Origin of the sequence: Cedecea neteri NBRC 105707 = ATCC 33855 (assembly GCF_001571265.1) — a bacterium.
Lineage (GTDB): Bacteria > Pseudomonadota > Gammaproteobacteria > Enterobacterales > Enterobacteriaceae > Cedecea > Cedecea neteri.
In genome coordinates this window covers 1-24054 of the sequence record NZ_BCTL01000037.1, presented here as the reverse complement: position 1 = coordinate 24054, position 24054 = coordinate 1, and the positions used below count along the sequence as shown (strand labels likewise).

23 protein-coding genes and 3 tRNA genes are annotated in these 24054 nt (G+C 54.9%); 18 read left to right on the top strand and 8 right to left on the bottom strand.

The window, feature by feature from the left end; translation table 11 throughout:
• Nucleotides 1–32: 32 nt before the first annotated feature.
• The gene (gene fhuF / locus CNE01S_RS15980; protein ID WP_061277300.1) at nt 33–824 is read right to left on the bottom strand and encodes a siderophore-iron reductase FhuF; all 792 of its coding nucleotides are present in this window, start codon (nt 822–824) and stop codon (nt 33–35) included.
• Nucleotides 825–955: 131 nt separating this feature from the next.
• Nucleotides 956–2020 (bottom strand): GGDEF domain-containing protein, encoded by a 1065-nt coding sequence (locus tag CNE01S_RS15975; protein WP_061277299.1) that lies wholly within the window; start codon nt 2018–2020, stop codon nt 956–958.
• 266 nt (nt 2021–2286) lie between these two features.
• On the opposite strand from CNE01S_RS15975, the gene CNE01S_RS15970 reads away from it, so the two are divergent.
• Nucleotides 2287–2526, top strand: a complete 240-nt coding sequence (locus tag CNE01S_RS15970) for a DUF1435 domain-containing protein (RefSeq protein WP_061277298.1) — start codon at nt 2287–2289, stop codon at nt 2524–2526.
• Between the two features lie 39 nt (nt 2527–2565).
• Here the strand turns inward: CNE01S_RS15970 and CNE01S_RS15965 are convergent.
• From CNE01S_RS15965 to rsmC, 4 genes are all read right to left on the bottom strand, one after another.
• Nucleotides 2566–2652 (bottom strand) — tRNA-Leu (locus tag CNE01S_RS15965).
• Nucleotides 2653–2699: 47 nt separating this feature from the next.
• Nucleotides 2700–2786, bottom strand: a tRNA-Leu gene (locus CNE01S_RS15960).
• A 31-nt stretch (nt 2787–2817) separates the two neighbouring features.
• Nucleotides 2818–2904 (bottom strand) — tRNA-Leu (locus CNE01S_RS15955).
• Nucleotides 2905–3025: 121 nt separating this feature from the next.
• A complete protein-coding gene (gene rsmC / locus CNE01S_RS15950; protein WP_061277297.1) occupies nt 3026–4057 on the bottom strand; it encodes a 16S rRNA (guanine(1207)-N(2))-methyltransferase RsmC in 1032 nt (343 codons plus the stop codon).
• Nucleotides 4058–4164: 107 nt separating this feature from the next.
• On the opposite strand from rsmC, the gene CNE01S_RS15945 reads away from it, so the two are divergent.
• The 14 genes from CNE01S_RS15945 (at nt 4165) to yjjJ (ending at nt 18357) form a co-directional block, all read left to right on the top strand.
• A complete protein-coding gene (locus tag CNE01S_RS15945; RefSeq protein WP_061277296.1) occupies nt 4165–4584 on the top strand; it encodes a DNA polymerase III subunit psi in 420 nt (139 codons plus the stop codon).
• Nucleotides 4553–4996: a ribosomal protein S18-alanine N-acetyltransferase gene (gene rimI, locus CNE01S_RS15940; protein ID WP_061277295.1), complete on the top strand. Its 444-nt coding sequence runs from the start codon at nt 4553–4555 to the stop codon at nt 4994–4996. The genes CNE01S_RS15945 and rimI overlap by 32 nt, the downstream gene beginning before the upstream one ends.
• Nucleotides 4997–5014: 18 nt before the next feature.
• Nucleotides 5015–5692 carry a pyrimidine 5'-nucleotidase gene (gene yjjG / locus CNE01S_RS15935; protein ID WP_061277294.1) on the top strand — a complete coding sequence of 226 codons (678 nt, stop codon included), beginning with the start codon at nt 5015–5017 and terminating at the stop codon, nt 5690–5692.
• Between the two features lie 100 nt (nt 5693–5792).
• Nucleotides 5793–7382, top strand: coding sequence for a peptide chain release factor 3 (gene prfC / locus CNE01S_RS15930; protein ID WP_061277293.1), 1590 nt, complete (start codon nt 5793–5795; stop codon nt 7380–7382).
• Nucleotides 7383–7697: 315 nt separating this feature from the next.
• Nucleotides 7698–8309 (top strand): molecular chaperone OsmY, encoded by a 612-nt coding sequence (osmY, locus tag CNE01S_RS15925; RefSeq protein ID WP_061277292.1) that lies wholly within the window; start codon nt 7698–7700, stop codon nt 8307–8309.
• Nucleotides 8310–8442: 133 nt separating this feature from the next.
• Nucleotides 8443–8604, top strand: a complete 162-nt coding sequence (locus tag CNE01S_RS24545) for a DUF1328 domain-containing protein (RefSeq protein ID WP_007373037.1) — start codon at nt 8443–8445, stop codon at nt 8602–8604.
• 292 nt (nt 8605–8896) lie between these two features.
• Nucleotides 8897–9970, top strand: coding sequence for a patatin-like phospholipase family protein (locus tag CNE01S_RS15920; protein WP_061277291.1), 1074 nt, complete (start codon nt 8897–8899; stop codon nt 9968–9970).
• The gene (locus CNE01S_RS15915; RefSeq protein ID WP_061277290.1) at nt 9967–10743 is read left to right on the top strand and encodes a TatD family hydrolase; all 777 of its coding nucleotides are present in this window, start codon (nt 9967–9969) and stop codon (nt 10741–10743) included. The genes CNE01S_RS15920 and CNE01S_RS15915 overlap by 4 nt, the downstream gene beginning before the upstream one ends.
• Before the next feature lie 170 nt (nt 10744–10913).
• Nucleotides 10914–12191: a NupC/NupG family nucleoside CNT transporter gene (locus CNE01S_RS15910; protein WP_061277289.1), complete on the top strand. Its 1278-nt coding sequence runs from the start codon at nt 10914–10916 to the stop codon at nt 12189–12191.
• A 345-nt stretch (nt 12192–12536) separates the two neighbouring features.
• Nucleotides 12537–13316, top strand: a complete 780-nt coding sequence (gene deoC / locus CNE01S_RS15905) for a deoxyribose-phosphate aldolase (protein ID WP_039290078.1) — start codon at nt 12537–12539, stop codon at nt 13314–13316.
• 182 nt (nt 13317–13498) lie between these two features.
• Nucleotides 13499–14821, top strand: coding sequence for a thymidine phosphorylase (gene deoA, locus CNE01S_RS15900; protein WP_061277288.1), 1323 nt, complete (start codon nt 13499–13501; stop codon nt 14819–14821).
• A gap of 54 nt (nt 14822–14875) precedes the next feature.
• Nucleotides 14876–16099, top strand: coding sequence for a phosphopentomutase (gene deoB, locus CNE01S_RS15895; protein ID WP_061277287.1), 1224 nt, complete (start codon nt 14876–14878; stop codon nt 16097–16099).
• Between the two features lie 59 nt (nt 16100–16158).
• A complete protein-coding gene (gene deoD, locus CNE01S_RS15890) occupies nt 16159–16878 on the top strand; it encodes a purine-nucleoside phosphorylase (protein WP_008460099.1) in 720 nt (239 codons plus the stop codon).
• A gap of 150 nt (nt 16879–17028) precedes the next feature.
• Nucleotides 17029–18357, top strand: coding sequence for a type II toxin-antitoxin system HipA family toxin YjjJ (gene yjjJ / locus CNE01S_RS15885; RefSeq protein WP_061277286.1), 1329 nt, complete (start codon nt 17029–17031; stop codon nt 18355–18357).
• Here yjjJ and lplA read toward each other — a convergent pair.
• Nucleotides 18354–19370: a lipoate--protein ligase gene (gene lplA, locus CNE01S_RS15880; RefSeq protein ID WP_061277285.1), complete on the bottom strand. Its 1017-nt coding sequence runs from the start codon at nt 19368–19370 to the stop codon at nt 18354–18356. The two genes, yjjJ and lplA, sit on opposite strands and share 4 nt — an antisense overlap.
• A gap of 74 nt (nt 19371–19444) precedes the next feature.
• A complete protein-coding gene (locus CNE01S_RS15875) occupies nt 19445–20080 on the bottom strand; it encodes a YtjB family periplasmic protein (RefSeq protein WP_061277284.1) in 636 nt (211 codons plus the stop codon).
• A gap of 149 nt (nt 20081–20229) precedes the next feature.
• Here CNE01S_RS15875 and serB point away from each other — a divergent pair, with 149 nt between their 5' ends.
• From serB to nadR, 3 genes are read left to right on the top strand one after another with little or no spacing between them, the layout of a single operon-like run.
• Nucleotides 20230–21207, top strand: coding sequence for a phosphoserine phosphatase (serB, locus tag CNE01S_RS15870; protein WP_061277283.1), 978 nt, complete (start codon nt 20230–20232; stop codon nt 21205–21207).
• Nucleotides 21208–21221: 14 nt separating this feature from the next.
• Complete coding sequence (gene radA / locus CNE01S_RS15865; protein ID WP_008460107.1) at nt 21222–22604, top strand: DNA repair protein RadA; 1383 nt, start codon at nt 21222–21224, stop codon at nt 22602–22604.
• A 46-nt stretch (nt 22605–22650) separates the two neighbouring features.
• Complete coding sequence (gene nadR / locus CNE01S_RS15860; RefSeq protein ID WP_008460108.1) at nt 22651–23883, top strand: multifunctional transcriptional regulator/nicotinamide-nucleotide adenylyltransferase/ribosylnicotinamide kinase NadR; 1233 nt, start codon at nt 22651–22653, stop codon at nt 23881–23883.
• The last annotated feature ends 171 nt before the right edge of the window (nt 23884–24054 follow it).

The following is a 24054-nucleotide window of genomic DNA, read 5'->3' as shown; positions in this document are numbered from 1 at the left end:
AAATGAAGAACGGCGGGGAAACCCGCCGTTTGCTATTTGAGAGTACAGTCGCCGCAGCGTTGGACGTCGGGCAGCTTGTAGCGCTGGCAGCAGGTGCGGCGTACCAAAACGCCATCACGTGGGATCACGGTGCGGTAAAGCGGATTTTCTCTGCCACATGAGAGCTGCTTTTCAAAGAAGCAGGCATGCACCAGCGTCGCCAGGCTATGCTCATCCAGCAGCGGTTTCAGCTCGCCGAAGAACCAGTTCACCAGGTAACCGGTGTTGCTCCAGATAAGCCGGGCATTGATCTCTTCGCTGGCTTCCAGCGCCGCCACAACGGGCATCAAACCGTCGACGATAAACTGCTCCAGCCGCAGGTGGAGCGGCAGTTTGCTTGCCTGGCAATCTTCAGCCACGTCAATCCAGAAGCATTTAGCCCGGCCCGTTTCATGGAACTCCACTCGCAGATGCTGAGGAGCAATGTTCAGCGCTTTAGGCTGAGTTAGCAGCGCCATCATCATCGGCGGCACTAACAGGCCGATATACCACTGCGCCCACAGGGACTTCAGCGGTTTGTTCTCGCGGGAAAGCTGAGGTTGGTTACGATAAATATGGTCGCCGTAGGCCGCCATCAAAGAGGTTAGCGTGGCGGGGCGCTGCCACTCGCTGAGCGTCATTGCTACGGCGGGAGCTGGTTCGTTTAGTTTTATGGTGTCGTTAAAGTATGGGCGGTGCGCGGCAAAATACTCCCGCAGCGAATCTGCCAGCGGACTTGCCGTTGGGGACCAGGGAAGAACAAAGCAGCCGCTGTTATCGCTGAGCTGGAGGGATTGAAGCGCCATACTCTCGTCAGGAAGTAATCGAAATGATAATTATTATCAATCCTAACTATGCGGACTCTCTCTGGCAAGATGATTTCACCGCCATTGCGGATTGATGGCGGCTTTTGCGATCTGGCGCGTTTATCGCAACGCTAACTCACCGTGGCCATTTCGGTGGTCAGAATGCTGTTTCGCCCGCGGTTTTTTGCCTGGTAAAGCGCTTTATCCGCGAGGCTCAGGGCATCGTCTATGCTGCCTTCGATGAACGGTGCGAGCCCGATACTGACGGTAACGTTGGTGGCGACCTGGTTATTAAACATATGCGGAATATCCAGATCGAAAACGCGCTGGCGGATCCTTTCGGCCGACTGCATCGCACGCTCAGCGTCGATGTTGGTGAGCATAATCATGAACTCTTCCCCGCCGTAGCGCGTGACGATATCCCTTGAACGCACGGCATCGCGAATCGCGGCTGAGACGCGGATCAGCGCCTGATCGCCCATCGCATGGCCGTAGTGGTCGTTGTAGGACTTGAAGTAGTCGATGTCCAGCAGCAGAACGTAATGGCTGCCGTGACCGGATGCCTGAATGTGCTCCAGGCGGTTTTGAAAGCCGCGGCGGTTGTAAAGGCCGGTTAAAGGATCGAGCATGCTGAGATCGGTCAGCGTTTCTTTTTCTTCGAGCAGCTTATTCATCAGACGCTGGGTGAATCGGTCATTACGTTTCTGAATAATATGCTGAATAGCGATCCCGATAGCGGGCAGAGCAATGGAATAAATCACCCGCAGCCACTGATCAACGTTGCCCAGACAAAGTACGACAAGCGCAGCGGGCAGGCAGTGCAGCAGGAAAGGCACAATATTATTAATAAATGAAATGGCGCCAATAAAAAGCACCGACATCAGGCTAATCACCAGAAATGAGGTGTCCAGATCCCCGATAGCCGCATTTTTAATGAAAATATGTATCGCCCATAATAACCCGAGAAATAAAGAGACAAAATTCAGGTTAATCAATAGCTTTTTGTTCATCATCTGCCAGCCAAGCAGCGCCAGGCTGATGAGCAGAATGGCGATAACGGGCGGCGTTATGCGCACTGCCGAATGGAGCGGAAAGAACATCGAAAAAGCGGCTGCCAGGGCATTGAGCAGCAAAAATAAACGTAAAGAAAGCAGCTGCTTTGCTTTGAGTAAGGCTCGCCAGGTTTGGGCTGTCATAGAACGATTGTGTCTTGGGTAAACGCGTCAGGTGTTGTGTGTGTCGTATCAATGAAAAGCGAGCGATCGGCTTTTCTGGCAACTATTGGAATTTTTATAAGGCTAACTAAAGCCGGCGCTCAATCTATCACCTTACTGAAAATCTGTCATTAAATGACGCGTCAACCCTGGCTATTTCAGCGATAGTTCTCGCACGTTTTCACGCTGACAATTGAGAAATTTTATCATATGATATTGGTTATCATTATCATGATTGGGGCGCGAAGATGCTGCAACGACGACTCGAAGGTGGCTGGAGTGTAATGGTGGCGGGGCTTGCCGTGGCGCTGCTTGCCTGTCTGGATCTCAGTTTCAGCCAGTGGCGCGTGCTGGTGGTTATAGGGCTGTTGGCAACGGCATTAATGCTGTACCACAAGACCTTGAGACACTTTGTTTTGCTGCCATCGTGCGTAGCATTTGCCAGCGGATTGCTGCTGATTGTGATGAATTTGGGAACGATGAGATAAACAATAGGGGGAGAAAAAAGAGGGGCACTTCGTAAGAAGTGGTGCGAAGAGAGGGACTTGAACCCTCACGTCCGTAAGGACACTAACACCTGAAGCTAGCGCGTCTACCAATTCCGCCACCTTCGCACAGTTTTCAGGCTTGCACCTGAAGAGTTTTGATATCGCCTTCGCATTGGTGCGAAGAGAGGGACTTGAACCCTCACGTCCGTAAGAACACTAACACCTGAAGCTAGCGCGTCTACCAATTCCGCCACCTTCGCGCAGTGCGAACGATATCTTTCGTGGTTGTGTTGGTGCGAAGAGAGGGACTTGAACCCTCACGTCCGTAAGAACACTAACACCTGAAGCTAGCGCGTCTACCAATTCCGCCACCTTCGCATACCTGTAATACCGAAGTATCACAACCACGGAGGCGCATTCTAGATGTTTTCTGAGCTTCGTCAACACTTAATTTGATGCCGCTTTTCTGACTGATGCAAAAAGCGGCACCGAAGCGTGTTTAGCGCTTTTTGCCCGCGCGGGTCAGAACGGCACGGTAGACCTTGAAGCGGCCGGTTTGGGCAATAACTTCATGGCTGCCAAACACTTCGTCCAGCACATTCGGGTAGGCAAGGAAGGCGTTCGCCACAATGCGCAGCTCGCCGCCCATGTTCAGATGGCGTGCTGCACCGCGAATAAGCTGGTGCGCTGCATCAAGGCTGGTTTGCATCCCATCGTGGAACGGCGGGTTGGAGATAATCATGTCGAAACGACCGTTGATCTCCGAGTAAACGTTACTGGCGATGACTTCGCCTTCAATGCCGTTAGCCGCAAGCGTTGCACGGCTGGCGGCCACCGCTGGCGCGCTAACGTCGCTCAGCGTAAGGCGAACTTTTGGCGAATGGCTGGCGAGGGTGATGGCCAGCACGCCCGCGCCGCAACCTACGTCCAGCACTTTGCCTTTGGTGTGCGGTGTCAATGTGGACAGCAGCAGCTTGCTGCCGGTATCCAGGCCGTCACGGCTGAAGACGCCCGGCAGGGTTTTCACCGTCATCTCTTCATGTGGATATTCGCCCCACCAGCTGTTTTCATCAAACGCTGGTTGCTGTTCAAGACGACCGTGGTACAGACCGCAGCGGCGCGCGCTGTCGATTTTCGTCAGCGGGCAAACTTCAGCCAGAATTTGCTCTGCGCTACGCACGCCAGAGCGGTTTTCGCCGACGACAAAAACATCGGTGCCAACCGGCATCAGCGACAGAATGTTCATCAGCTGGAACTGGGCTTCCGGCTTGTTTTTCGGCCAGTAGTAGATAAGCGTATTGCTGTCGGCAACGTCATCCGCACCGGCTACCAGGCCGTATCGTGCGTTCTCACCCATCTGCGCGCTTAATACCTGCCAGTGGTGGAATTGCTGGGTGTGGGCGCGGCTGGCGGCGGTATCGAAACGTGCCGGCAGGTCGTCTTGCATGTCACCGGCAAACAACACACGGCTCTCGGTAAAATCATCGCTGTGGCGCAGCAGTACTTCACTCGCCGGGGTAAACGCACTCATCAAATTGCTCCTGGAAAATCAGAGCGTGGATTATAGAGCTTTAATGGCGTGGATTCGATGAATTTGCTATATTTGCCGCCCTAATTACGCTCTCGACAGGTTTCGCTATGACTTCCCCTTCCCGACGCGACTGGCAGTTACAGCAGCTGGGTATTACCCAGTGGGTGCTGCGCCGTCCGACGGCGTTACAGGGGGAAATTGCGGTTTCTTTGCCCGCTGGCGTGCGTTTGGTGATGGTCGCCGAGGCGCTACCGGCGCTGAACGATCCGCTGGTGAAGGACATTTTACGCAGCATGGCGTTAAGCCCTGAGCAAGTGATGCAGCTGACCCCAGAGCGCGTTGCGATGATGCCGCCCGATAGCCGCTGCAATAGCTGGCGTCTGGGCGTGGAGCAGCCGCTAACGCTGGACGGCGCGCAGCTGACTTCCCCCGTGCTTGACGAGCTTTATCACAATGGCAACGCGCGACAGGCGCTGTGGCAACAAATTTGCGAACATGAACACGATTTCTTCCCTGACGCCGAATGACATTGCGGCGGCGTACGCCATCGAGCTACGCAGTCACGCTTTTCCCTGGAGTGAAAAAACGTTTGCCAGCAATCAGGGCGAACGCTACTTCAATTTACGGCTGGACGTTGACGGCAAGCTTGCCGCTTTTGCGGTAACGCAGGTCATTCTCGACGAAGCCACGCTGTTTAACATCGCGGTCGATCCGGCATATCAGCGGCAGGGGCTTGGGAAAGCGCTGCTTGAGCATCTTATTCAGGCGCTTGAGAAGCGAGATGTCTTTACGCTGTGGCTGGAGGTGCGAGCCTCCAATGTCGCGGCAAGAACGCTGTACGAAAGCCTGGGCTTTAACGAAGCGACGGTGCGTCGCAACTATTATCCTGCAAAAGAAGGTCGGGAAGACGCAATCGTGATGGCGCTTCCCCTCGGTTAATATTGAAAAGGTGTGTGGATGAACTGGGACTGGATTTTATTTGATGCGGACGAAACGCTGTTTACTTTTGACGCGTTCGGCGGTTTACAGCGGATGTTTCTCGACTACAGCGTGACCTTTACCGCAGATGATTTCCAGGAATATCAGGCGGTGAACAAGCCGCTGTGGGTGGATTACCAGAACGGCGCGATTACCGCGCTGCAGCTGCAGCTCAGGCGTTTTGAGGATTGGGCCGGACGGCTTAATGTGCCGTCAGCAGAGCTTAACGATGCCTTTTTATCCGCAATGGCTGAAATATGCGCCCCTTTGCCAGGCGCTGTTTCTCTGCTTAATGCGCTGAAGGGCAAGGCTAAACTTGGCATTATCACCAACGGCTTCACCGCGCTGCAGCAAATCCGCCTTGAGCGTACCGGCCTGCGGGACTATTTCGATCTGCTGGTTATCTCCGAGCAGGTGGGCGTGGCAAAACCCGACCGCCGTATTTTCGACTATACCTTCGAGCAGATGAACCAGCCGCCGCGCGACCGCGTTTTGATGGTCGGCGACACGGCAGAATCCGATATTCTGGGCGGCATCAACGCCGGGATAGCCACCTGCTGGCTTAACGCCCACGGGCGTACCGCGCCGGAAGGAATAGAACCGACCTGGCAGGTCACCTCGCTAAGTGAACTGGAGCAACTGCTGTGTAAGCCATGATTGTTGATTGTTAAACCCGCAATGATGGGTAAAATAGCCGCCAAATAACGTTCACTCGCCGCGTGGCTCAAGGCCGCGCGCATTTACAGAAGATGTAATTATGACTTTGTCTCCTTATTTGCAAGAGGTGGCGAAACGCCGCACTTTTGCCATTATCTCTCACCCGGATGCCGGTAAAACGACCATCACCGAAAAGGTGCTGCTGTTCGGACAGGCGATCCAGACTGCCGGGACGGTAAAAGGCCGTGGCTCAAGCCAGCACGCTAAATCCGACTGGATGGAGATGGAAAAACAGCGTGGGATCTCGATTACCACCTCGGTGATGCAGTTCCCGTACCGCGACAGCCTGGTTAACCTGCTGGATACCCCAGGGCACGAGGACTTCTCCGAAGATACCTACCGTACCCTGACCGCCGTTGACTGCTGCCTGATGGTTATCGACGCTGCGAAAGGTGTAGAAGATCGTACTCGCAAGCTGATGGAAGTAACTCGCCTGCGCGATACGCCGATCATTACTTTTATGAACAAGCTGGACCGCGACATCCGCGACCCGATGGAAGTGCTGGATGAGGTTGAGCGCGAGCTGAAGATTGGCTGTGCGCCAATCACTTGGCCAATCGGCTGCGGCAAGCTGTTCAAAGGGGTTTACCATCTTTATAAAGATGAAACCTACCTCTACCAGACCGGTAAAGGCCACACCATTCAGGAAGTTCGCATCGTGAAAGGGTTGAATAACCCGGAACTCGACGCTGCCGTGGGCGAAGATCTTGCTCTGCAGTTGCGTGACGAACTGGAACTGGTGCTGGGGGCTTCTAACGAATTCGATCACGAGCTGTTCCTGGCCGGTGAAATTACCCCGGTATTCTTCGGTACCGCGCTGGGTAACTTCGGCGTAGATCATATGCTGGATGGCCTGGTGGACTGGGCGCCGGCGCCGATGCCGCGTAAAACCGACACGCGCCTGGTAGAAGCGGCTGACGAGAAGTTCACCGGCTTTGTCTTTAAGATTCAGGCCAACATGGATCCGAAACACCGCGACCGCGTGGCGTTTATGCGCGTGGTGTCCGGTAAATATGAGAAGGGCATGAAGCTTCGCCAGGTGCGCATCGGTAAAGACGTCATTATTTCTGACGCGCTGACCTTTATGGCCGGTGACCGCTCCCACGTGGAAGAGGCTTACCCTGGCGACATCATCGGCCTGCATAACCACGGCACGATTCAGATCGGCGACACCTTCACCCAAGGTGAGATGATGAAGTTCACCGGTATTCCGAACTTCGCCCCAGAGCTGTTCCGCCGCATTCGCCTGCGCGATCCGCTCAAGCAGAAGCAGCTGCTTAAAGGCCTGGTTCAGCTTTCTGAAGAAGGTGCGGTGCAGGTTTTCCGTCCTATTGCCAACAACGATCTGATCGTGGGCGCGGTCGGGGTCCTGCAGTTCGACGTGGTCGTCGCTCGCCTGAAAAGCGAATATAACGTGGAAGCGATTTACGAATCGGTCAACGTGGCGACGGCGCGTTGGGTTGAAGGGAACGACGTGAAGAAGTTTGAAGAATTCAAACGTAAAAACGAAGTTCAGCTGGCGCTGGATGGCGGCGATAACCTGACCTATATCGCACCAACGATGGTAAACCTGAACATAACTCAGGAACGTTACCCTGACGTGACCTTCCGTAAAACGCGCGAGCACTAATTGTCAGTCAGAGCGCGGCTTTCGCCGCGCTCTTCTCACTTTCCCTGTCTTTTGAATCCCTTGCAGAATCTTCTTAATTTCCCACGAATCCTGCGTCATTGCTGCTTTTTCCATCGATGGGTCATGCACTTTCACGATTGTGATCTATATTTAACAAAGCGATGACAATTTTATTGGACGAAAGCTCCGGGAATTAATCATTTTCTGGTGTCTTGTTAGCGTTTTCCTGGTCATCTCAATATTAATAGCTGATTTTTTTCGGCTTACGGGAAACGAGAAAGCTCAAATGATGAGCAAACCTACAGGAATTAATCGATGACTACGACTAAGATTTCAAAAACTCTGCTGGCGGTTGTGTTGGGCTCTGTACTGGCAAGCACCAGTGCCTTTGCGGAAGACACTATGCTCAATAAAACGGAATCTACCGCCGATAGCGCAGGGAAAAAAATCGATAGCTCTATGACTAAAGTCGGTAATTTCATGGACGACAGCGGCATCACAGCGAAAGTTAAAGCAGCACTTGTAGACGACAAAAATATTAAAAGCACCGACATTTCGGTGAAAACCGAAAGCAAAGTGGTCACCCTGAGTGGTTTTGTTGAGAGCCAGGCGCAGGCCGAGCAGGCAGTCGCGACGGCGAAAAAAGTGGAAGGCGTGACCTCGGTTAGCGACAAACTGCACGTCCGTGACGCTAAAGAGCAGTCGGTGAAGGGTTATGCCGGTGATGCAGCAACGACCAGTGAAATCAAAGCGAAATTGCTGGCCGACAGCATTGTGCCGTCGCGCCATATAAAAGTAGAAACCACTGACGGCGTGGTTCAGCTGTCCGGCGAGGTTAAGTCTGCCGCTCAGTCTGAGAAGGCTGAAAGTATTGCCAAAGCTGTCGAAGGCGTAAAAAGCGTTAAAAACGATCTGAAAGTGAAGTAACGGCAGCACCCGAAACGCCTTCCCGGGTTAGTCCGGGAGGCGATAAGTACCACCATTACACATTATCGCCTGCGGGTTAGCCATTTGGCGCCCGTGAAGAAGCGATAAGATTCACTATGGTTAAGGAGAGTCTATGTTTCGTTGGGGCATTATTTTTCTGGTTATTGCGTTGATTGCTGCGGCCCTGGGCTTCGGTGGTCTGGCCGGTACCGCTGCAGGTGCTGCAAAAATTGTCTTTATAGTCGGTATCATTCTGTTCCTGGTCAGCCTGTTTATGGGGCGCAGACGTCCTTAGCGACAGTCATTAAGTAACATGCCGATACAAAAGAAAAGCCAGTCCTCGTGACTGGCTTTATACTGGCGACAACGCCCTGTCGATAGAAAAGAAATATCAGACGGCTCGTTAAAAAAAACAGGAAAATCAATTCATTGATTTTCGGCTGCTCACCACAAAGAGGGAAAAACCACGCTTTTTCCCTCTTTGTCAGCAACCTTAAGCCAGTCCTCGTGACTGGCTTTCGCCGTTTTACTTAGCGCGCTATGGGTATAGGGTAGAAATTCACAACAACAGCATTCAGGAAAGCAGGGTGGGACATCGTATACCCGTTACGCTCGGCAATATTGCGCCGCTGGCGAGCAAACCTTTTCGTCCTGGAAAACTCGCTCTGATTTGTGAAGGGGGCGGGCAGCGCGGGATCTTTACGGCCGGGGTTCTGGACGAGTTTATGCGTGCGGAATTCAACCCCTTTGATCTGTTCCTTGGGACCTCTGCCGGGGCGCAGAATCTCTCCGCTTACGTTTGTAATCAGCCGGGATACGCGCGCCGCGTCATCACGCGCTTTACGACGACGAGGGATTTCTTCAATCCGCTTCGCTTTGCACGCGGAGGACACCTGATTGATCTCGACTGGCTGATTGAGTCGACCGCGGCCAGATTGCCGCTGTCGATGTCCAGCGCCGACCCGCTTTTTGAGCAGGGAAAAGAGTTCTTTATGTGTGCCTGCCGCAGTGATGACTATGCGGCGAATTACTTTTCGCCGACCTCTGATACCTGGCTAAATTTGCTGAAAGCCTCCAGCGCCATTCCCGGTTTTTATCGCTCAGGCGTGGATATTGACGGCGTCAGCTATCAGGACGGCGGCATCAGCGATGCGGTACCGGTGCGGGAAGCGGTAAATCGCGGGGCGGATACGCTGGTGGTCATTCGCACCGTACCTTCACAGATGTACTACACGCCGCAGTGGTTTAAACATATGGAGCGCTGGCTGGCGGAAAGCAGTCTGCAGCCGCTTTTGAACCTGGTACAGCACCACGAAGAAAGTTATCGTGAGATCCAAAGCTTCATTGAGAAGCCGCCAGGTAAACTGAGAATCTTCGAGATTTATCCGCCTAAAGCGCTATTAAGCAGCGCGCTCGGCAGCCGCCTGCCTTCTTTGACGGCGGATTATCAAACGGGGCGCTTGTGTGGGCGCTATTTCCTGGCCACCATTGGCAAATTGCTGGTGGCTAAGCCGCCGTTAAGGCGCCATCTGCCGCGTATTAACACGCCCGGCCCGTTGGTTATTTCTCCTGTGGCGGCGGCCAATGAATCGCTGGTTAAGCCGATTAGCCCGGGACTGCAGGCGAATGATGCGGCGTTTGATAATGAGGATCTTGCGTGAGTTTTACGTTCTACGACACCCATTGCCATTTTGACTTTCCCCCCTTCACCGGGGATGAAGAGCGCAGCCTCGCGTTAGCCGCTGAGGCCGGGGTGCGTAAAATCATTGTGCCAGCAGTAGAGGCAGAACGTTTCAAGCGTGTCCTCGCGCTGGCGCAGAATTATCCGGCGCTTTATGCCGCCCTGGGTATGCACCCTATTGTGATTGAAAAGCATGATGAAGCGGGGCTGGCCGAGCTGGAGGATCTTTTGCGGCAAAAGCCGGAGAAGCTGATCGCCATCGGTGAGATTGGGTTGGATCTTTATCGCGAAGATCCGCAGCTCGACAGGCAGGAGTTTATCCTCAGCGAGCAGCTGAAGCTGGCGAAGCGTTACGATCTGCCGGTGCTGCTTCACTCCCGCCGTACCCACGACAAGCTGGCGCTGCACCTGAAGCGCCACAATTTACCGAGAACCGGCGTGGTGCATGGTTTTGCCGGGAGCTTGCAGCAGGCGGAACGCTTTATTGCGATGGGCTATCGCATTGGCGTCGGTGGCACCATCACCTATCCCCGAGCCAGCAAAACCCGGGATGTGATGGCCCGTTTGCCGCTTTCATCGCTGCTGCTGGAAACCGATGCGCCGGATATGCCGCTGAACGGTTGGCAGGGGCAGCCCAACCGCCCGGAACGTGCGGCAAAAGTCTTCGAATCCTTGTGCGAACTCCGGCCGGAGCCGCCTGAAATTATCGCTAACGCCTTGAAAAACAACGCAGACGAATTATTCGCTTTCTAATCAGTTAGCGTAAAGTGTGATATTCGTCACCTTGCTGCGTAAATGTTTCTATATATTTCCTCCTATACGTGATTGCTCCGGCACTTTTCACCCCCCTGTGGTTATAATCCGCGCGCTAAAAAGCGGGCTGGTAAAGCCCGAATCTTCCAGTTGATACACAGGGATACTGTATGCAAATACTCATGGGATTGGTCGGCATGGTCGCGCTGTTGCTGATCGCCGTTTTACTCTCCAGCAACCGCAAAGCGATCAACCTGCGTACCGTCATTGGCGCGTGGCTGATTCAAATCGGCATCGGGGCGCTGATCCTTTACGTGCCCGTTGGCCGTAAAGTTCTGCTCGCGATGTCGGAAGGGGTGGCTAACGTCATCGCCTACGGCAACTCAGGGATTTCCTTCCTGTTTGGCGGGCTGGTTTCTGACAAAATGTTTGAAGTCTTCGGCGGCGGCGGCTTTATTTTCGCGCTGCGCGTACTGCCGATCATCGTCTTTTTCTCCTCGCTTATCGCCGTGCTTTACTACCTGGGCGTGATGCAGCTGGTGATCCGCGTGCTTGGCGGCGGCCTGCGCAAAGTACTGAAAACGTCCCGTACCGAATCGCTGTCGGCGACGGCGAACATTTTCGTCGGCCAAACGGAAGCGCCGCTGGTTGTGCGTCCTTATATCGCCACCATGACCCGCTCTGAGCTGTTTGCCGTGATGTGCGGCGGCCTTGCTTCCGTCGCGGGCTCCGTACTGGCGGGCTACGCGCAGATGGGCGTGCCGCTGGAATACCTGATTGCGGCGTCCTTTATGGCTGCGCCGGGCGGGCTGCTGTTTGCCAAGATCATGCTGCCAGAGACGGAAACCCCGAACGATACGCCGGAGCTGGAGTCGATGAAAAACGACCCGGATCGCCCGGCTAACGTGCTGGACGCGGCGGCGTCTGGTGCAGCCTCCGGGATGCAGCTGGCGCTGAATGTGGGCGCGATGCTGTTGGCGTTTGTCGCCCTGATTGCCCTGCTGAACGGAATGCTTTCCGGCATCGGCGGCTGGTTCAACTATCCGCAACTCTCGCTGGAGCTGATGCTTGGCTGGGTATTCTCACCGGTAGCCTGGCTGATTGGCGTGCCGTGGAGTGAAGCGACTGTAGCCGGATCGTTTATCGGCCAGAAGCTGATCATCAACGAGTTTGTCGCCTACCTGAACTTTGGCGCTTACCTGAAGGATGATGCCGAAGTGGCCGCGGCTGGCCTACAAGTATTGTCCGGCCATACTAAAGCGATTATCTCCTTCGCGCTGTGCGGATTTGCTAACCTTTCTTCTATCGCCATTCTGATTGGCGGCCTGGGCAGCATGGCGCCAAATCGTCGGCATGATGTGGCCCAGTTGGGTATGAAGGCCGTGGCCGCAGGGACGCTGTCTAACCTGATGAGCGCCACCATCGCCGGGCTGTTCCTGGCACTGTAAGCTGCAATAGAAATGTTATAATTATAACATTAAGCGGTAACCGATGGCTGGCGCCCTGCCAGCCATTTTCTTGCTTCCTGGCGCAATTTAGCGCGTTATTTTGTTCCGTTAATCACATATACTCTATGAAAGCTTGCAATTCATGCTTTGGCTTTTGTGAGGCGAGACACAAAATTGCATCGGTGGTGGGTGTTAGAATTCTAACATTGCAACCGGCAATGTGCGGTGAGAAGGATCTCAACGTGAGGGTGACCGAGGTGACCACTCTTCTTCAAGGAACCAAGTCCGCTCCAACGTGTTGAGTTTCCTGGCCGGAGACTTATTTACCTTTTGTTGGAGAGCGTTATGACCGATTTAACCCAAAGCAGCCTGCGTGCGCTGAAACTGATGGATCTGACTACCCTGAACGACGATGACACTAACGAGAAAGTCATCGCTCTATGCCATCAGGCAAAAACCCCAGTTGGTAACACCGCTGCGATTTGTATCTACCCGCGCTTTATCCCAATTGCCCGCAAAACTCTGAAAGAGCAGGGTACCCCGGACATCCGCATTGCGACCGTGACTAACTTCCCGCACGGTAACGACGATATCGACATCGCGCTGGCAGAAACTCGCGCCGCTATCGCCTACGGCGCAGACGAAGTGGATGTAGTGTTCCCTTACCGTGCGCTGATTGCCGGTAATGAGCAGGTGGGCTTCGACCTGGTGAAAGCGTGTAAAGACGCCTGCGCCAGCGCTAATGTGCTGCTGAAAGTGATCATTGAAACCGGCGAGTTGAAAACCGAAGAACTGATCCGCAAAGCTTCTGCTATCGCGATTAAAGCCGGCGCCGACTTCATCAAAACCTCTACCGGTAAAGTGCCGGTTAACGCCACGCCAGAAAGCGCTCGCATTATGATGGAAGTGATCCGCGATATGGGCGTGGAAAAAACCGTAGGCTTCAAACCGGCGGGTGGCGTTCGTTCCGCTGAAGATGCCGCGCAGTTCCTGGCTATCGCGGACGATCTGTTCGGTGCCGACTGGGCCGACTCTCGCCACTACCGCTTCGGGGCGTCCAGCCTGTTGGCCAGCCTGCTGAAAGCGCTGGGCCACGGGGACGGTAAAAGCGCCAGCAGCTACTAATTACTCGTCATACTTCAAGCCGCAGGTGCGTAAGCTGCACTCCCTCACCCCAGTCACTTACTCTAGTAAGCTCCTGGGGATGAGCTCTTTTGCCGCCTTCCTACGACTCGAATTATCTAGAGTAATCTTTAATTGCGGCGGGATTTCCGCCGCTCTTTACCCGCATTTCCCAGGGGGTTGCCGTGTTTCTCGCACAAGAAATTATTCGTAAAAAACGTGATGGTCTGGTACTGAGCGACGAAGAGATTCGTTTCTTTATCAACGGTATTCGCGACAACACCGTCTCAGAAGGGCAAATTGCTGCTCTGGCGATGACCATTTTCTTCCACGACATGACCATGCCGGAAAGGGTCTCGCTGACGATGGCGATGCGGGATTCCGGCACCGTGCTGGACTGGAAAAGCCTCAATCTCAACGGCCCGATTGTGGATAAACACTCCACCGGCGGCGTGGGCGACGTGACCTCGCTGATGCTTGGCCCAATGGTGGCGGCATGCGGCGGGTATGTGCCGATGATTTCAGGCCGCGGCCTGGGGCACACCGGCGGGACGCTGGACAAGCTGGAGGCGATTCCGGGCTTCGATATCTTCCCGGACGATAACCGCTTCCGCGACATTATTAAGGACGTCGGTGTGGCCATCATCGGCCAGACTAGCTCGCTGGCACCGGCGGACAAACGTTTCTATGCCACCCGCGATATAACCGCGACGGTGGACTCCATTCCTCTTATTACCGCTTCGATTCTGGCGAAGAAACTGGCCGAAGGGTTGGACGCGCTGGTGATGGACGTGAAAGTAGGCAGCGGCGCATTTATGCCAACTTACGAGCTTTCTGCACAGTTGGCAGAGGCGATCGTTGGCGTTTCCAACGGTGCGGGCGTGAAGACTACCGCCTTGCTGACGGACATGAACCAGGTGCTGGCTTCCAGCGCAGGCAACGCCGTAGAAGTTCGCGAAGCCGTGCAGTTCCTGACCGGTGAATACCGCAACCCTCGTCTGTTCGACGTCACGATGGCGCTGTGCGTGGAAATGCTGATTTCCGGCAAGCTTGCCAAAGACGATACGGAAGCCCGCGCGAAGCTTCAGGCGGTACTGGACAACGGTAAAGCTGCGGAAGTGTTTGGCCGTATGGTTGCCGCGCAGAAAGGCCCGAGCGACTTTGTTGAAAATTATGCGAAGTACCTGCCAACGGCGATGCTGAGCAAAGCGGTATATGCCGAAACGTCCGGCTTTGTTTCCGCGATGGATACCCGCGCGCTGGGCATGGCGGTGGTGTCGATGGGCGGCGGTCGTCGTCAGGCTTCCGATACTATCGATTACAGCGTCGGCTTTACCGATATGGCGCGTCTGGGTGAGTCTATCGACGGCGAACGTCCGCTGGCCGTTATCCACGCGAAAGACGAAGCCAGCTGGCAGGAAGCGGCGAAGGCGGTGAAAGCGGCAATCAGGATTGACGAAAAAGCGCCGCAGGAAACACCAACGGTCTATCGTCGAATCACCGAATAACGGTATACTGATCTGATCCCTATTTTATATAGAGCACAAGGTACGGAGAATAATATGAAACGTGCGTTTATTATGGTGCTGGACTCGTTCGGCATCGGTGCTACCGAAGACGCTGAGCGCTTCGGAGATGTCGGCTCTGATACTTTCGGTCACATCGCGGAAGCTTGCGCCAAAGGCGAAGCTGACAAAGGCCGTAAAGGGCCTCTGACCCTGCCTAACCTGACTCGTCTTGGCCTGGTTAAAGCCCACGAGGGCTCGACCGGGAAAGTTGCCGCAGGCATGGACCCTAACGCAGAAGTTATCGGTGCGTACGCCTGGGCACATGAGCTTTCCTCCGGCAAAGACACCCCGTCTGGCCACTGGGAAATCGCTGGCGTGCCGGTACTGTTTGACTGGGGCTATTTCAGCGACCACGAAAACAGCTTCCCTCAGGAGCTGCTGGACAAACTGGTCAAGCGTGCCAACCTGCCGGGCTACCTCGGTAACTGCCACTCTTCCGGGACCGTGATTCTGGACGGACTGGGCGAAGAGCACATGAAAACCGGGAAACCGATTTTCTACACCTCCGCTGACTCCGTGTTCCAGATTGCCTGCCACGAAGAAACCTACGGCCTGGATAAGCTTTATGAGCTGTGCGAAATCGCGCGTGAAGAGCTGACCGAAGGCGGCTACAACATTGGCCGCGTTATCGCTCGTCCGTTTGTTGGCGATAAAGCTGGCAACTTCCAGCGTACCGGCAACCGTCACGACTTAGCGGTTGAACCACCGGCTGCCACCGTGCTGCAGAAGCTGGTTGATGAGAAAAACGGCCAGGTAGTTTCCGTGGGTAAAATTGCGGACATCTACGCCAACTGCGGTATCACTAAAAAAGTGAAGGCAACCGGCCTGGACGCGCTGTTTGACGCGACCATCAAAGAGATGAAGGAAGCCGGTGACGAGACTATCGTATTCACCAACTTCGTGGACTTCGACTCCTCCTGGGGCCACCGTCGCGACGTGGCGGGCTATGCGGGCGGCCTTGAGCTGTTCGACCGTCGTTTGCCAGAGCTGATGTCGCTGCTGAAAGAGGACGATATTCTGATCCTCACCGCTGACCACGGCTGTGACCCGACCTGGCAAGGTACCGACCACACTCGCGAACACATTCCGGTGCTGATCTACGGCCCGAAAGTGAAAGCCGGTTCTCTCGGCCACCGTGAAACCTTCGCGGACATCGGCCAGACGGTAGCGAAGTACTTCGGTCTTTCCGACATGGACTACGGCAAAAACATGCTGTGATCCCTTTGGGCGGGCTTTCGCCCGCCTGATTGCTAACTTTTTAAATCAAGGAATACACAATGGCTACGCCACACATTAATGCGGAAATGGGCGATTTCGCTGACGTAGTACTGATGCCGGGTGACCCGCTGCGCGCTAAGCACATCGCGGAAACCTTCCTGGAAGACGTGCGTGAAGTGAACAACGTGCGCGGCATGCTCGGTTTCACCGGGACTTACAAAGGCCGTAAGATTTCCGTGATGGGCCACGGCATGGGCATTCCATCCTGCTCTATCTACGCTAAAGAGCTGATCACCGATTTCGGCGTGAAGAAAATCATTCGCGTAGGCTCCTGCGGCGCGGTACGTGCAGACGTTAAGCTGCGCGACGTGGTTATCGGCATGGGCGCGTGTACTGACTCTAAAGTTAACCGTCTGCGCTTCAAGGATCATGACTTCGCGGCTATTGCGGACTTCGATATGGTTCGTAACGCGGTTGACGCGGCTAAAGCGCTGGGCGTTGACGCTCGCGTGGGCAACATCTTCTCTGCAGACCTGTTCTACACACCAGATCCGTCCATGTTCGACGTGATGGAAAAATACGGCATCCTGGGCGTGGAAATGGAAGCGGCCGGTATCTATGGCGTTGCTGCAGAGTTCGGTGCGAAAGCGCTGACCATCTGCACCGTGTCTGACCACATCCGTACTCACGAGCAGACCACTGCCGCTGAGCGTCAGACCACCTTCAACGACATGATCAAAATTGCTCTGGAATCCGTCCTTCTGGGCGACAAAGAGTAAGTTTTTCTGCTCGTTTTAAAGGCGCCTGAGGGCGCCTTTTTTATAGCAAGTATCTATTCATTTTATTTCTCATCTTAAGTAAATAGCCTTTACCAGACTGGGTTTTGTGGCTATAAATCAATTCAAGTATCTATTCATTAATCTATTCATATGAGCGAGCTAACCGACCTGCTTCTTACCGGGCCCCTTCCTGCCAGAACGCTGTCTCAACGGCTGGACGTCAGTCAGGCGACCTTCTCTCGCAGGGTTTTAGTTGAGCCGGACGTCATAAAATTTGGCCATGCCCGGGCGACGCTTTATGGGCTAAAGCATCCGGTAAGGCAGCATCGGGAATTTCAGCTGTGGCAGGTTGATGACGCCGGTAAAGCCTGGGAGTTTGGTGTGCTTTACCCTATGTGGCCGAGGGGAAGCTGCCTGGTTGTGCAAAACAACGGGGATAGCCGCTGGTATGACGGGCTTCCATGGTATCTCAACGATCTCCGCCCGCAGGGGTTTTTGGGGCGAGCCTGGGGGAGTGAGCTGGCTAAAAATAGCGATCTGCCTGAGGATATTCGGCTGTGGCGGGAAGAAGATGTGCTTTTTGCCCTTTCTGCGCAGCGGCTGGAAAACCTGGGTGGATGGCTGGTCGGCGAAGAAAGCTACCGTCGCTGGACACAAACGATCGCCCTCAACCCTATTGCTCTCGATGAGCGTCTTGAGGCTTACGCTGAGTTTGCTCACCGGGCAATAGACGGCGAAATTTTCGGCTCATCTGCCGGAGGCGAGCAGCCTAAATTCTCCTGCTACAGTGAAGCCCTTTGCGGGCCACGGCACGTCATCGTTAAGTTCACCCCGGCCAGACGAAACGATAACCAGCGCCGCTGGGCGGATTTGCTGACTGCCGAGGCCAGCGCTTTAACGCTGCTGAATGAAGAAGGGCTTGCTGCCGCCCGGTGTGACTTACTGTCGACCGATAGCGGGCAGGTCTTTCTCGAGGTTGAGCGCTTTGACTGCGCCGGTGCTTTCGGGCGACGTAGCATCGTGTCTCTTGAAAGCGTGCAAAGTGAATACGCTGCGGGCGTACTTAGCTGGCCTAAGGCCGTCGCACGTCTAAAAGAAGAGGGTATGGTTGAGGCCACAACGCTTCGGCAGGTCCAGCGAATTTGGGCTTTTGGCCGACTGATTGGCAATAGCGATATGCATGCCGGGAATCTCTCCTTCTTTTTGTCCGACCGTCCGCTCGAGCTAACGCCGGTCTACGATATGCTGCCGATGGCGTGGGCGCCGGGCAGTTCGGGAAATATGAGGGAGGATGGCATTGAAATTAATATTGATGCCGAAGTCCCCGGCGAGGTGTGGCTCGAGATGCAGCCGTGGGCACAGCGTTATTGGCGTGAGCTAAGCTTTAATTCGAAAGTAAGCGAGCCATTCCGGCAAATAGCAGCAGGAATGGCTGAGCAAGTAGGGCAGTTAAGCGAGCGGCTTAAACGTCTCGCTTAACGAACCGCCTGGGCAATCCACGCCGACAGCTCTTTCAGTTCGGCTTCCTGTTCCGGGAAGCTGTAGATCAGCGTTTCGCACTCCTGCTGCAGTAAAATACTGCGATACAGGCAGCCTTTTAACCGGGTGGCCAGCGCTTCAAGCGGGGCAGGGTTAAGGCTATCGGTGAACACCTGGGCGCGGGTGATATGCCCTTTCTCAACGTCAAAATGGAGCTCGACGCCGCCCCAGCTAAAGCGGTTATCCAGCAGATGTGTAAAGGCTGGCGCCTGGCCAAAGTTCCATTCCCAGCTGCTCTGGCGGGCAAAGGTCTCGGCAAAACCCGGCAGGTCAGGCAGCGCTTCGGGCGAGATATGCTCTGCTTCAACGCGTTCGCCATAATGGGCGAAGAAAGCCTCCGTTATCGCCACGGCTATTTGCTCGTGGGTCAGCCCCGGCTTGATATCACTGAGATTTGCGACCCTTCCTCTTACCGAGGTAATGCCCTTAGCCTGCAGTTTTTTCGGATCGGGATTGAGGTAGTTTGCCAGGCGGCTAAGATCGGCATTCAGCAACAGGGTGCCGTGGTGGAAGCCGCGATCCATAGTTTCGCGGTAGGCAGATCCGGAAATTTTACGCGTTCCCTCGGCGGTTTCGACTTCAAGATCGTTACGCCCGGAAGCGGTGGCATTAAGGCCAAGGCTTTCCAGCGCGCTCAGCACGATAGACGTGGAAATGCTCTTGTCGTATTCCGGCTTGCCGGCCATAAAAGTGAAGCAGGTATTGCCGAGGTCGTGGAACACCGCGCCACCGCCGCTGCTGCGCCTTGCCAGCCGAACGTTGTCCTGCTCCATTCGCCCGGTATTACACTCTTTCCAGGGATTTTGGGCGCGGCCAATAACCACCGTGTCCGCATTACGCCACAGGAACAGAACCCGCTGAGTGGCGGGCATCTGCCGAAAAATAGTCTCTTCAACGGCCAGGTTAAACCACGGGTCGTAAGAGTCAGATATAAGCAAACGTAAAGTCGACATAGCAAAGATCCTTTTCCCAGAAGAATGGCGCCATCTTAGCATGACGCCATCTCAACGAATTTACCGCGGGAGCTTTACTTCGACTCGTCTTCCTCTTTTACCTTCGTGTTGGCGGTAAGCAGGAACGGTGATTGCTGCCAGCGGGTACGCTTGCCGTGCAGCAGCGTGCGGGTCAGGACGATGCCGATAGCGACCGCGAGCAGCAGCATCAGGCGCAGAATATTGGTGGTGTTGTCCACCTGTTTGGCTTCGGTAGCAAGAGTGTGGGTATCCAGCGTAATTCGCAGGTAGCCGATGGGGCCGCTTTTATCCACAATAGGTTCGACGATTTGGTGGTTGAAGTAGCTGCCGGCTTTTTGGCCGTCCAGCGCCAGGCGGTCGCGAACCTCAATGTTTTCCCCAGCACGAGCAATTTGATCGCCTTCGCTGTCGTATACGGCGGCATCCAGAATACGGCTATCCTTTGTCAAAAGGTTAAGCACGGTTGAGATGCGTTTTTCATCCGGATTCTCCGTTTTCATTACCGGCACCAGATTAAACGCGACCTGCCGGGAGAGGGTACGGGCCAGCTCTTCCAACTGAACGTTTCGCGCCTGCTGGCTGCCCCGGCTGAACCAGGATGCGCCCTGCATTAGCGCCACCAAAAGTGCGAGGCAGAACAGCACAATCACTGCGCGGTGGAGCCGAAATTTAAATTTTACCCGAACCATGATGCACCTTTGGAAAATTGCGTACTTTAATGTTGCCAGAAGCAAGGCGGACAAGGTAGCCTCATGCGTTGTTTTTACCCGGATACCTTTCTGCCATTTCCCCTAATTTCGGCGGCGCAAGGGTATGTTTACTTGATTCTGGAGCCGCAATGCCAAACAGTTTGACCTGGTGCGATTTGCCTAACGATGTTTCACTTTGGCCTGGGTTGCCGCTTTCTCTGAGCGGTGACGAAGTGATGCCGCTGGACTACCGCGCCGGCCGCAGTGGCTGGCTCCTGTACGGGCGTAATCTGGATAAACAATGCCTGACCAAATACCAGCGTAAGCTGGGCGCGGCGATGGTGATTGTGACCGCCTGGTGTGTGGAAGATTACCAGGTTATTCGCCTGGCCGGCTCTTTAACGCCGCGTGCGACAAAGCTTGCGCATGACGCCGGGCTGGATGTTGCGCCGCTGGGTAAAATCCCACATTTAAAAACGCCGGGCCTGCTGGTCATGGACATGGACTCCACCGCCATTCAGATCGAGTGCATCGATGAGATTGCCAAACTGGCGGGAACGGGTGAAATGGTGGCTGAAGTCACCGAGCGCGCAATGCGTGGCGAACTGGACTTTACCGCCAGTCTGCGCCAGCGCGTGGCGACCCTGAAGGGCGCGGATGCTAACATTTTGCGCCAGGTACGCGACGAGTTACCGTTGATGCCGGGGCTAAAATCTCTGGTACAAAATCTCGATACGCTGGGCTGGAAAGTGGCGATTGCTTCAGGCGGATTTACCTTCTTCGCTGAATACCTGCGCGACACATTAAACCTGACGGCGGTCGTCGCTAACGAACTCGAGATTTGCGACGGCAAGCTGACCGGCGAAGTGCTGGGGCAGATTGTGGACGCGAAGTTCAAAGCGGTCACCCTGAAGCGGCTGGCCGAAAAATATGAAATCCCTGCCGCACAGACTGTTGCGATTGGCGACGGGGCCAATGATTTACCCATGATCCATGCCGCAGGCCTGGGGATTGCCTATCATGCTAAGCCGAAGGTGATTGAGAAGAGCGAAGTCAGCATCCGTCATGCGGATCTCATGGGTGTGTTCTGTATCCTTTCCGGCAGCCTGATTCAGGAAGAACGTTAACAAGAGGTATAAAGGTGGCGAAAGCTCCAAAACGCGCATTTGTTTGTAACGAGTGTGGTGCGGATTACCCGCGCTGGCAGGGGCAGTGCAGCGCCTGTCACGCGTGGAATACCATTACCGAAGTGCGCATCGCCGCTTCTCCACAGGTTGCCCGCAACGAACGTCTTTCTGGCTATGCCGGAAGCGCGGGCGTCAGCCGTGTACAAAAGCTCTCGGACATCAGTCTGGAAGAACTGCCGCGCTTTTCCACCGGCTTTAAAGAGTTTGATCGAGTGCTTGGCGGCGGGGTGGTGCCGGGCAGCGCCATTCTTATCGGCGGTAACCCTGGCGCGGGGAAATCAACGCTGCTGCTGCAAACGCTTTGCAAGCTGAGCGAGCAAATGAAAACCCTTTACGTCACCGGTGAAGAGTCGCTTCAGCAGGTGGCGATGCGCGCACATCGTTTGGGTTTGCCGACGCAAAACCTCAATATGCTCTCGGAAACCAGTATCGAACAGATCTGTATGATCGCCGAGGAAGAGCAGCCGAAGCTGATGGTGATCGACTCGATCCAGGTGATGCACATGGCGGATGTGCAGTCTTCGCCAGGCAGCGTGGCCCAGGTGCGTGAAACCGCAGCCTACCTGACGCGCTTTGCGAAGACGAAAGGCGTGGCGATCGTGATGGTCGGGCACGTGACCAAAGATGGCTCCCTGGCGGGGCCAAAAGTCCTCGAACACTGTATCGACTGCTCCGTGATGCTTGACGGCGATGCCGATTCCCGCTTCCGTACTCTGCGTAGTCATAAAAACCGCTTTGGCGCGGTGAACGAGCTGGGCGTGTTCGCGATGACCGAGCAGGGACTGCGTGAAGTCAGCAACCCGTCGGCCATTTTTCTCAGTCGGGGCGATGAAGTGACGCCGGGCAGCTCTGTGATGGTGGTCTGGGAAGGAACGCGTCCGCTGCTGGTTGAGATCCAGGCGCTGGTGGATCAGTCGATGATGTCCAACCCTCGCCGCGTGGCCGTTGGCCTGGAGCAAAACCGTCTGGCGATTTTGCTGGCCGTGCTGCACCGCCACGGCGGCCTGCAAATGGCCGATCAGGACGTGTTTGTAAACGTGGTGGGCGGCGTAAAAGTTACCGAAACCAGCGCCGACCTGGCGCTGCTGCTGGCGATGGTTTCCAGCTTACGGGACAGAGCTTTGCCGCAGGATTTAGTAGTGTTTGGCGAAGTCGGGCTGGCCGGCGAAATCCGCCCGGTACCTAGCGGCCAGGAACGCATTTCCGAAGCGGCAAAACACGGCTTCAAGCGCGCGATTGTGCCGCAGGCCAACGTACCGAAAAAAATTCCTGAAGGGATGCAGGTCTTCGGCGTGAAAAAACTTGCTGATGCGCTTTCTGTATTCGACGACTTATAATTGAGTAACTTGCGGGAATCGTTCCCGCTCCGGCAGGAGGCAGCGCGTGTCGTCATTCGACTATATTAAAACGGCTATTCGTCAGCAGGGTTGCACCCTGCAGCAGGTGGCGGATGCCAGCGGCATGACTAAAGGCTACCTGAGCCAGTTACTGAACGCGAAAATCAAAAGCCCCAGCGCGCAAAAACTGGAGGCGCTGCACCGCTTCCTTGGGCTGGAATTCCCGCGTCGTGAAAAGAAAGTCGGCGTGGTGTTCGGCAAGTTTTATCCGCTGCATACCGGGCATATCTACTTGATTCAGCGCGCCTGTAGCCAGGTGGACGAGCTGCATATCATCATGGGCTACGATGAGCCTCGCGACCGTGCCCTGTTCGACGACAGCGCGATGTCCCAGCAGCCAACCACCGGGGACCGCCTGCGCTGGCTGCTGCAAACCTTTAAATACCAGAAGAATATCCGCATTCACTCCTTTAACGAGGAGGGGATGGAACCTTATCCGCACGGCTGGGACGTCTGGAGCCGAGGTATTAAGGCGTTTATGGACAGCAAGGGGATTTCCCCTGACCGAATCTATACCTCGGAAGAAGGGGACGCCGCGAAGTTTACCGAACATCTCGGGATAGAAACGGTGGTTGTCGATCCTAAGCGCACCTTTATGAACATCAGCGGCACGCAAATTCGTGAAAACCCGTTCCGCTACTGGGAATACATTCCTACCGAAGTAAAACCGTTCTTCGTACGCACGGTGGCGATACTGGGCGGCGAGTCGAGCGGAAAATCGTGGATGGTGAACAAGCTCGCCAACATCTTCAACACCACCAGCGCCTGGGAATACGGCCGCGACTACGTCTTCTCTCACCTTGGTGGGGACGAAATGGCCCTGCAGTATTCCGACTACGACAAAATTGCTATCGGCCACGCGCAGTACGTCGACTTTGCGGTGAAGTACGCCAATAAAGTGGCGTTTATCGACACCGATTTTGTGACCACCCAGGCCTTTTGCAAGAAATATGAGGGGCGCGAGCACCCGTTTGTGCAGGCGCTGATCGACGAATACCGCTTCGACCTGGTTATCCTGCTGGAAAATAATACGCCGTGGGTGGCGGACGGTTTACGCAGCCTCGGCAGCGACGTGGACAGAAAATCGTTCCAGAACCTGCTGGTGGAGATGCTCAAAGAGAACAACATTGAGTTTATTCACGTTGAGGAATCTGACTATGACTCACGCTTCCTGCGCTGCGTGGATCTGGTGAAAGAGATGATGGGCGAGCAGCGATAAAGAATGGGCTGTGGGGCTTGATGCCCTCAGTTTTGTGCTCTCGTTTGGGGATGTCGATTAGTCTCTAATTCCTACGGTTATGTAGGTCCGGCGAATATTCCGTTCACTTCTAGTCCTGTTTTATATGTGGCCACCGCAACGGTGAACGACTCGGGGAAATCACCGTCATTT